The sequence below is a fragment of the Kitasatospora sp. NPDC004799 genome, assembly GCF_040609095.1.
GTDB lineage: Bacteria > Actinomycetota > Actinomycetes > Streptomycetales > Streptomycetaceae > Kitasatospora.
Genome location: NZ_JBEXJK010000379.1, coordinates 1 through 7,921 on the forward strand (window position 1 = coordinate 1; position 7,921 = coordinate 7,921).

Annotated in this window: 8 protein-coding genes and 2 pseudogenes; all 10 read left to right on the forward strand. The window is 75.1% G+C overall.

The window, feature by feature from the left end:
- Positions 1-79: pseudogene (locus tag ABZW03_RS32745) on the forward strand (DUF6126 family protein); the annotation flags it as partial.
- Between the two features lie 166 nt (positions 80-245).
- The gene (locus ABZW03_RS32750) at positions 246-2,435 is read left to right on the forward strand and encodes a hypothetical protein (RefSeq protein ID WP_355266478.1); all 2,190 of its coding nucleotides are present in this window, start codon (positions 246-248) and stop codon (positions 2,433-2,435) included.
- Between the two features lie 124 nt (positions 2,436-2,559).
- Positions 2,560-2,637: a putative leader peptide gene (locus tag ABZW03_RS32755; protein ID WP_107086570.1), complete on the forward strand. Its 78-nt coding sequence runs from the start codon at positions 2,560-2,562 to the stop codon at positions 2,635-2,637.
- A 195-nt stretch (positions 2,638-2,832) separates the two neighbouring features.
- Positions 2,833-3,414 carry a cysteine dioxygenase family protein gene (locus tag ABZW03_RS32760; RefSeq protein WP_355266480.1) on the forward strand — a complete coding sequence of 194 codons (582 nt, stop codon included), beginning with the start codon at positions 2,833-2,835 and terminating at the stop codon, positions 3,412-3,414.
- Positions 3,408-3,794, forward strand: coding sequence for a rhodanese-like domain-containing protein (locus ABZW03_RS32765; RefSeq protein ID WP_355266482.1), 387 nt, complete (start codon positions 3,408-3,410; stop codon positions 3,792-3,794). The genes ABZW03_RS32760 and ABZW03_RS32765 overlap by 7 nt, the downstream gene beginning before the upstream one ends.
- A gap of 200 nt (positions 3,795-3,994) precedes the next feature.
- Positions 3,995-5,173 carry an ATP-binding cassette domain-containing protein gene (locus ABZW03_RS32770; protein WP_355266484.1) on the forward strand — a complete coding sequence of 393 codons (1,179 nt, stop codon included), beginning with the start codon at positions 3,995-3,997 and terminating at the stop codon, positions 5,171-5,173.
- Positions 5,163-5,831 (forward strand): ABC transporter permease, encoded by a 669-nt coding sequence (locus tag ABZW03_RS32775; RefSeq protein WP_355266487.1) that lies wholly within the window; start codon positions 5,163-5,165, stop codon positions 5,829-5,831. The genes ABZW03_RS32770 and ABZW03_RS32775 overlap by 11 nt, the downstream gene beginning before the upstream one ends.
- Complete coding sequence (locus ABZW03_RS32780; RefSeq protein ID WP_355266490.1) at positions 5,828-6,505, forward strand: ABC transporter permease; 678 nt, start codon at positions 5,828-5,830, stop codon at positions 6,503-6,505. Before ABZW03_RS32775 ends, ABZW03_RS32780 begins: the two co-directional genes overlap by 4 nt.
- 44 nt (positions 6,506-6,549) lie before the next feature.
- A complete protein-coding gene (locus ABZW03_RS32785; protein WP_355266492.1) occupies positions 6,550-7,497 on the forward strand; it encodes an ABC transporter substrate-binding protein in 948 nt (315 codons plus the stop codon).
- A 181-nt stretch (positions 7,498-7,678) separates the two neighbouring features.
- Positions 7,679-7,921 (forward strand): annotated as a pseudogene (locus tag ABZW03_RS32790) (hypothetical protein); the annotation flags it as partial.

The window sequence follows — 7,921 nt, forward strand, 5'->3', positions numbered from 1 at the left end:
CGGCACCAGCGAGGAGAAGCGGCGCCGCAAGGCGATGCTGATCCGCGCGGGCATCTACATCTTCGCCACGCACCTGTTCGCCGGTTTCGTGCTGCGGCATCCGCTCGGCCTGCGTCACCCTCGGCGCGCTCCAGTCCCTGCGTCCCTGGCTGAAGCGGGCCCGCTACCTGGTCTCCGTCTCCGGCGGCGGCTACGCCGTCGGCGCGCTCCAGCTCGCGCTCAGCGACTCGGCGCCCGGCAGCCCGGTGCGCGCCGTCTCGGGCCTGACGGCCGACACCGTGCTGGAGCCCGGCTCCCCCGAGGAGGACCACCTCCGCCGGCACGGCAGGTACGTCGCCGACGGCGCCGGCGAATGGCTGGTCGCCCTCGGGACGCTGCTGCGCGGCGTGCTGTCCGCCCTCACCCTGCTGCTGGCCGCCGTGCTGACGCTCGGCCTCGGGCTCAGCCGCTTCTACCGGGCCGTGCCGCTCACCGACCTGGGCGGGCTGGCGGTGGCCGGGCTGCGCCACACCGACGCCGTACCGGGGCCCCTGGAGTTCCGGGCACCGGCGCTCGCCGCCCTCGGCGTCCTGCTCGCCGCGGCCGCCGGGTGCTGGCTGCTCTGGCTGCTGGCCTTCCCCTCGCTCGGCTGGCAGGCGCTGCTCCCGCGCGCGGTGCGCCGGGCCAACCTCGGCCTGCTCGGGCTGGCCGCCCTGCTCGCCGTCGGGGTGCTGGCGGTGCCGGGGCTGGCCTGGGCCGCGGTGCGGCTGCAGCAGGCGCTGGCGGCCGGGCCGCAGCTGACCGGCGCGGGGCTCGGCCTGGCCGTGGCGCTCAGCTACCTGGCGCTGCTGCTCGGCATACTCCGGCGCGACCGCCGGACGCCCGGCCGAGGTGGCGCCGCGACGGGCACAGCCGACGCGACGGGCCGGCCGCGCGGCGGCGCCGTCACCCTCCCGCAGACCCTCGTGGTGTGGGCCGCCCTCCTGGTGCTGACGGCCGGTGCGCTGCTGGCCCTCGGCTGGGCGGTCGCCACGGGGTACGCCTGGCCCGCCGCCGTCCAGCTGGCGCTGCCGCTGCTGCTCGGCGCGGTCGGGCTGAACCTCGACCAGACCTGGGTGAGCCTGCACCCGTTCTACCGGCTGCGGCTGGCCTCGGCGTTCGCCGTCCGGCGGGCCACCGAGGGCGGCCGGTCGGTGGCCCGCCCGTACCACTTCTTCCGGGAGCAGACCTGGCTCAGCCACTACGGCGCCCGGCGCCCCGACTTCCCCCAGGTGATCTTCTCCGCGGCGGCCAACCTGTCGGGCAACTCCCGTACGCCGCCGGGCCGTCCGGCGGTCTCCTTCTCACTCTCGTACGACTACGTGGGCGGCCCGCAGGTCGGGTACGCGCGCACCGACCTGCTGGAGCGGCGCACCCGCCCGCACATCGCCCGGGACCTCACCGTGCAGTCGGCGATGGCCGTCTCCGGCGCGGCCTTCTCCTCCGCGATGGGCCGGGAGTCCCGCGGCTACCAGCGGCTGTTCGCGGTGACCAACGCCCGCCTCGGTACCTGGCTGCCCAACCCGGCGGTGCTCGGCGCGGAGTGGTCCGGCCCGCCGGACTGGCGCCGCCCCGCGCAGCCCGCCGTCCGCCGCCTCCCGTACCAACTGCGGGAGCTGATCGGGCGGTTCCCGGCCGACGACCGCTTCCTGCTCACCACCGACGGCGGCCACTACGAGAACCTCGGGCTGGTCGAGCTGCTCCGGCACCGGGTGCGGACGGCGGTCTGCATCGACGCCAGCGGCGACGCGGGCCACGCCGCGAAGCTGGCCGCCGCGATCACCCTGGCCCGCGAGGAGCTGGGCATCGTCATCACCCTGCACGAGCCGGAGCTGCTGATCCCGGGCAGCGCCGCCGAAGCGGGTGACGCGAGCCGCGACGGGACGGGCCAGGCGGGCTGCCGGCCACCGCTGCGCGGCCTGGCGGCACAGCTGTCCGCCCGACTCTCGGCCCGGGCAGTGATCACCGGGGACATCCACTACCCGGACCTGGGCGAGGGGCCCGGGGCCGTCCGGCACGGCCGGCTGATCCTCCTCAAGTCGGTGCTGACCCCCGACATGCCGTACGAGCTGCACGCCTACGCCATGGCGAACCGGGCCTTCCCGAACGACCGCACCAGCGACCAGTGGTTCGACCACCAGCAGTTCGACGCCTACCAGGCACTCGGCCGCCATCTGGGCGAGCGGGCCGCGCCGCTGGTCGAGCAGGCGCTGGCCCGCCCGGCGCCGGGCACCACCGGGCCGCTGCCCGCGCAGCCGGCCGGCGACCGGCCACCGGCCCCGGGCCTCACCGCGCCGCCCGTCACCGCAGCGCCCGTCACCACGCCGTCCGTCACCGCACCGTCCGCCACCGCGCCCGCCGCCCCTGCCCCGTCCGCCACGGCCCCACCGGCGCCGCGCCGCCCGGCCGAGGAGTAGCCGAACGGCGGGTCGACGGGGAGCCCACGGGCGGCCGACGGCTCGGCCCGGCGCCGGCAACGGACCGCGGCGGGCCGTCGGCTCGGCTTGACTTCGTCCGGTTCGCTCGGGAAGGATCCGGCGCATGGACTCCGGCGCCACTCTGGTCTGCCGCCTGCACGTCGATCTGCGACGCCAGGCGAGTTCCATCTGTGCCTGTTGACCTTGCTCTCCCCCGCCGGTCCCGCCCTGTGACCTCTGCCAGGGCCCGCGCCGCGCAGCCGCACCCGCAGTTCTGACCCTCGCCCCGCCCCGGCGCACCCGTGCGTACCGGGCCGCTCCGCCGGCCCGCACCCGTCCACCGCCGCCGGACGCCGGGCGCTTCCCCGCCGACGTTCCCGCACCCGAGGACGCCCTCATGAGCCCGAGCCCGAGCATCAGCCCCGACGCCGACCTCAGCACCGGCGCCGCCGTCGACACCCGCGCCGCGAGCCCGGCGGACACCCCCGAGCCGCCACCGCCGCCGTCCGCCGGGGGCGCCCGGGCACCGCTCACCCCCAGCACCCTGCGGACCCTCGTCCGTGAGCTGGCCGAGCGGCCCGACGAGTGGATCCACCACGTCCGCCTCTCCACCGAGGAGCGCTGGTACCGGCGCCTGGCCGCCGACGACGACCACGAGGTGTGGCTGATCAGCTGGCTGCCCGGCCAGTCCACCGGCTTCCACGACCACGGCGGCTCCCGCGGCGCCTTCACCGTCGCCCTCGGCGAGTTGGAGGAGCTCTCGCTCGGCGGCCCGGACCAGGGCCTGCTGATCCGCCGGATCCCGGCCGGCACCGCCCGCGCCTTCGGCCCCGAGTACGTGCACGACGTGCGCAACACCGCCGTCGGCCCGGCCGTCACCCTGCACGCCTACTCGCCGCCGCTGAGCTCGATGGCGCACTACGACCTGCGGGCCGGCGGGCTCGTCCGCACCTCCGAGGAAGGACCGGAACAATGGTGACCACGATCGACGACCTGGTGGAGCGGGCCCGGGAGGGCGTCCACCGACCGCGTGCCCACGAGGCCTACCAGGCCCAGCTGGACGGCGCGCTGCTGGTGGACATCCGCCCGGCGGCGCAGCGGGCCGCCGAGGGGGAGATCCCGGGCTCGCTGATCATCGAGCGCAACGTGCTGGAGTGGCGGCTGGACCCGACGGGCAGTCACCGGATCCCCGAGGCCTCGGGCTACGACGTCGAGGTGGTCGTGGTCTGCTCCGAGGGCTACGCCTCCAGTCTGGCCGCCGCCTCCCTGCGCGAGCTCGGGCTGCACCGGGCGACCGACCTGGACGGCGGTTTCGTCGGCTGGGCGGCCGCCGGACTGCCGACCCGTCAGGGCGGCTGAGCCCGCGGTCGCACCGCGTGCCGGACGGTAAATCAGAGACAGGAGATGATGCAGGTCATAGTCTGATCAGAGTTTCCGCCGGTCCAAAGCTGGGCAGCCACGCGGGCGGAAGTACGCCCGGGCGCTTGAAAACGCCGCCACCGAACGACCGACCGACCCAGGCGCCGCCTCCCCGCAGCGCCCTGACGAGGAAACTCCACGTGATCAGATTCGAGGGCGCCGGAAAGCGCCACCCCGACGGCACCGTCGCGGTCGAGGGCCTGGACCTGGAGGTCCCGACCGGTCGGATAACCGTCCTGGTCGGGCCGTCCGGCTGCGGAAAGACCACCCTGCTGCGCATGGTCAACCGGATGGTCGAGCCCACCTCGGGCCGGGTCCTGCTGGACGACACGGACGTCGCGAAGCTGGAACCCGCCAAGCTGCGCCGCGGCATCGGGTACGTGATCCAGCAGGCCGGGCTCTTCCCGCACCGCAAGGTCATCGACAACATCGCCACCGTCCCGTACCTGCTCGGCTGGGACCGCAAGAAGGCCCGCGTCCGCGCCGCCGAACTGCTCGAACTGGTCGGGCTCGCACCGGAGACCGCCAAGCGGTACCCGTTCCAGCTGTCCGGCGGTCAGCAGCAGCGGGTCGGCGTGGCGCGCGCGCTGGCCGCCGACCCGCCGGTGCTGCTGATGGACGAGCCGTTCAGCGCGGTCGACCCGGTGGTGCGGGCCGGGCTCCAGGAGGAGCTGCTGCGGCTCCAGTCCGAGCTGCACAAGACGGTGCTGTTCGTCACCCACGACATCGAGGAGGCCGTCCGGCTCGGCGACCAGGTGGTGGTGCTGCGCGAGCACGGCCGGATCGCCCAGCTGGCCGACCCGCACACCCTGCTCACCACCCCCGCCGACGAGGGCGTGGCCGCCTTCCTCGGGCGCGACCGGGGCCTGCGCGGCCTCGGCCTGCGCCCCGCGAGCGCCGTCAGGCTCCGCCCGGTCGGCGACGGACTCCGGTACGGCGGATGGGAGTTGGTCCTGGACGACAAGCGCCGCCCGATCGGCTGGATCGACCGCGACGCCGTCACCGCCGAACTGCACCCGCCGGCCGCCTTCCGCCCGGACGCCGACACCCTGCGCACCGCGCTGGACGCCGCCGTCCTCTCCCCCGCCGCGGTCGCCGTCGCGCTGGACGCCGACGGCCGGGCCACCGGCACCGCGAGCCGCGAGGCCGTCCTCGCCGCCCTGCGGCCGGACGCCTCCGGTGCGCCGGCCGCCGACGCGCCCGTCCGCATCGCCGAGCCCCCGGCCGCCGACGGCCACTCGGACGCTGACGGCCGCCCGGGCGGAACGGACGGCACGGGTGCCACGGGTGCCACGGACGGAGCCGACGGTGGACGATGAACCGATCGTCCGCTGGTACTGGATCGGCGACCACCTCGGCTACCTCGGCCACCTGCTCGCCGACCACGCCGTGATCGCCCTCGTCCCGGTGCTCATCGGCCTGCTACTCGCTGTCCCGCTCGGTCTGGCCTGCGCCCGCTACCCCCGGCTGTACCAGCCGCTGTCCGCCGTGTTCAACATCGTCTACGCGCTGCCCTCGCTGGCCGTGTTCGTGGTCCTCATCCCGTACACCGGCCTCGCCACCCAGGCGACCGTGATGATCCCGCTCACCTTCTACGCCCTCGCCGTCCTGCTGCCGACCACCGTGGACGGGCTGCGTGCCGTCCCGGACGCCGTCCGGCAGGCCGCCACCGCGATGGGGTACGGGCCGTGGCACCGGCTGACCTCGGTCGAGCTGCCCGCCGCCGTTCCGTACCTGATCGCCGGGCTGCGGGTCGCGGCGGTGTCCAGCATCTCACTGGCCAGCGTCGGCGCGCTGGTCGGCCGCGGCGGGCTCGGCTACCTGTTCGTGGACGGCTTCCAGCGCACCTTCCCGACCCCGATCGTGGCCGGCATCGCGCTGATCGCCGTCCTGGCCCTGGCCGTCGACCTGCTGCTGGTGGCCGCCCGGCGGCTGCTCGCGCCCTGGGCCGTCCGGGAGAAGGGAGCGGGCTCGTGAACTGGCTGAACTGGCTGAGCGACTTCTTCACCGACCCGGACCACCTCAGCGGGCCGGACTCGATCGCGCACCGGGTCTCCGAGCACCTGTTGCTCTCCGGCGAGGCCCTGCTGTACGCGGCGCTGCTCGCCGTCCCGCTCGGGCTGCTGATCGGCTACACCGGGCGCGGCGTCACCGCGGTGACCGCGCTCGCGGGCGCCGCCCGGGCCCTGCCCACCCTCGGCCTGGTGACGCTGGCGGTGCTGCTCGCCGGGGTCGGCGACACCGCCGTCCTGATGCCGCTGGTCGCGCTCGCCGCGCCGCCGCTGCTGGTGGCGGCCGTCGAGGGGGTGCGCGGCACCGATCCGGACGTCCGGGACGCCGCGCGCGGCATCGGGCTGACCCACCCCCAGGTGCTGCGGCAGGTCTGCCTGCCCTCGGCCGCGCCGACCCTGCTGGCGGGCTTCCGCACCGCGACCGTGCAGGTGATCGCGACCGCCACGGTGGCCGCCTACGTCGGCCTGGGCGGCCTGGGCCGCTACGTCATCGACGGGCTGGCGACCCGCCAGTACGCGGTGACCGTCGGTGGTGCGCTCCTGGTGGTGCTGCTCGCCGTCTCCGCCCAGCTGTTCTTCGCCCTGCTCGCCCGGTTCGCGCTCCCGCCCGGACTGCGCGCCCAGCAGCGGCCCCGTTGACCCCGTCCCGTCTCCCCGCCCGTTCCGGAAGGACATCTGTCACCATGTCGACAATCAACCGAAGCCGCCGCGTCGCCGTCCTCGGCACCCTCGCCGCGCTCGCCCTCGGCGCCACCGCCTGCGGCTCCTCCGGCGGCGACCCGCTCGGCGGCGGTTCGAGCTCCTCGGCCCCGGCCGGCGGCTCCGGCGGTCCGGGCGGCTCCGGGTCGACCGTCGTGGTCGGCTCGGCCAACTTCCCGGAGAACGTCCTGCTCGGGTCGATCTACTCGCAGGCGCTCAAGGCCAAGGGCGTCAAGGTCCAGGAGAAGTTCAACATCGGCAGCCGCGAGGTGCTCTACGGGCAGCTGCAGAGCGGCAACCTGACCGTCCTGCCGGAGTACAACGGCTCGCTGCTCGCCTACCTGGACGCCAAGTCCACCGCCGTGACCACCCAGGACGTGAACGCGGCGCTCGCCAAGACGCTGCCCGCCTCGCTGGGCATCCTCGACTCCTCCCCGGCCGAGGACAAGGACTCGCTCAGCGTCACCCAAGAGACGGCCGACAAGTACGCCCTCAAGAGCATCGCCGACCTCGCCGCGAAGGCCGGCGAGTTCACCATCGGCGGGCCGCCGGAGTTCAAGTCCCGCCGCGAGCAGCAGTTCAAGGACGTCTACGGGCTGACCTTCAAGGAGTGGAAGCCCACCGCCGACACCACCGCGAACGCGCTCAAGGACGGCAGCATCCAGGTCGGCAACGTGTTCACCACCGACCCGAAGATCGCCCAGTACAAGCTCGTCCCGCTGGCCGACCCGAAGGACGTCTTCGGTGCCCAGAACGTCACTCCGCTGGTCAACAAGGCGGGCGTGGACGCGACCGCGACGGCGGCGCTCAACGCGGTGTCGGCCAAGCTGGACACGGCCGGGCTGATGGCGCTGATGAAGCGCGTGTCGGTGGACAAGGAGGACCCGTCGGCGGTCGCCAAGGACTGGCTGAAGTCCAACGGTCTCGGCTGACGGCCGGCTGACGGCGGACTGATCGTCCGACGATCGACCGGCAGGCCTGCCGGTCGGCCGGCGGGCCCGACGGCGGCCCGGAGGAGCGTTCTCCGGGCCGCCGTCCGCCGCCCCGGAGATCCCCTTCCGGCCGCCGGAGGGACCTTCCCTTCCACGCCGCGAACATGACAGTCTGAGCGCCATGCGCACTCGTCTCCTCGCCGCCACCCTCACGGCACTCGCCGCGGTGAGCCTCGCTGCCTGCTCCGGTTCGAGCTCCGAATCCGGCTCGGGCCCGGGCAAGGCCACCGCCGCGGCCGGCTCCCCCAGCGCCCCCGCCGCCACGGCCGCCCGCGCCGCCCAGCGGGCGACCGGCCCCATCGCGTACCCCACGGCGAGGAACACCCCGCCCAGGACCAGCCAGCCGGCCAGGCCGCCGTCCAGC

Coding starts and splice junctions, on each gene's coding strand:
- ABZW03_RS32755 (WP_107086570.1), top strand. CDS start 2,560: ATGGACTCCGGCGCCACTCTGGTCTGCCGCCTGCACGTCGATCTGCGA.
- ABZW03_RS32760 (WP_355266480.1), top strand. CDS start 2,833: ATGAGCCCGAGCCCGAGCATCAGCCCCGACGCCGACCTCAGCACCGGC.
- ABZW03_RS32765 (WP_355266482.1), top strand. CDS start 3,408: ATGGTGACCACGATCGACGACCTGGTGGAGCGGGCCCGGGAGGGCGTC.
- ABZW03_RS32785 (WP_355266492.1), top strand. CDS start 6,550: ATGTCGACAATCAACCGAAGCCGCCGCGTCGCCGTCCTCGGCACCCTC.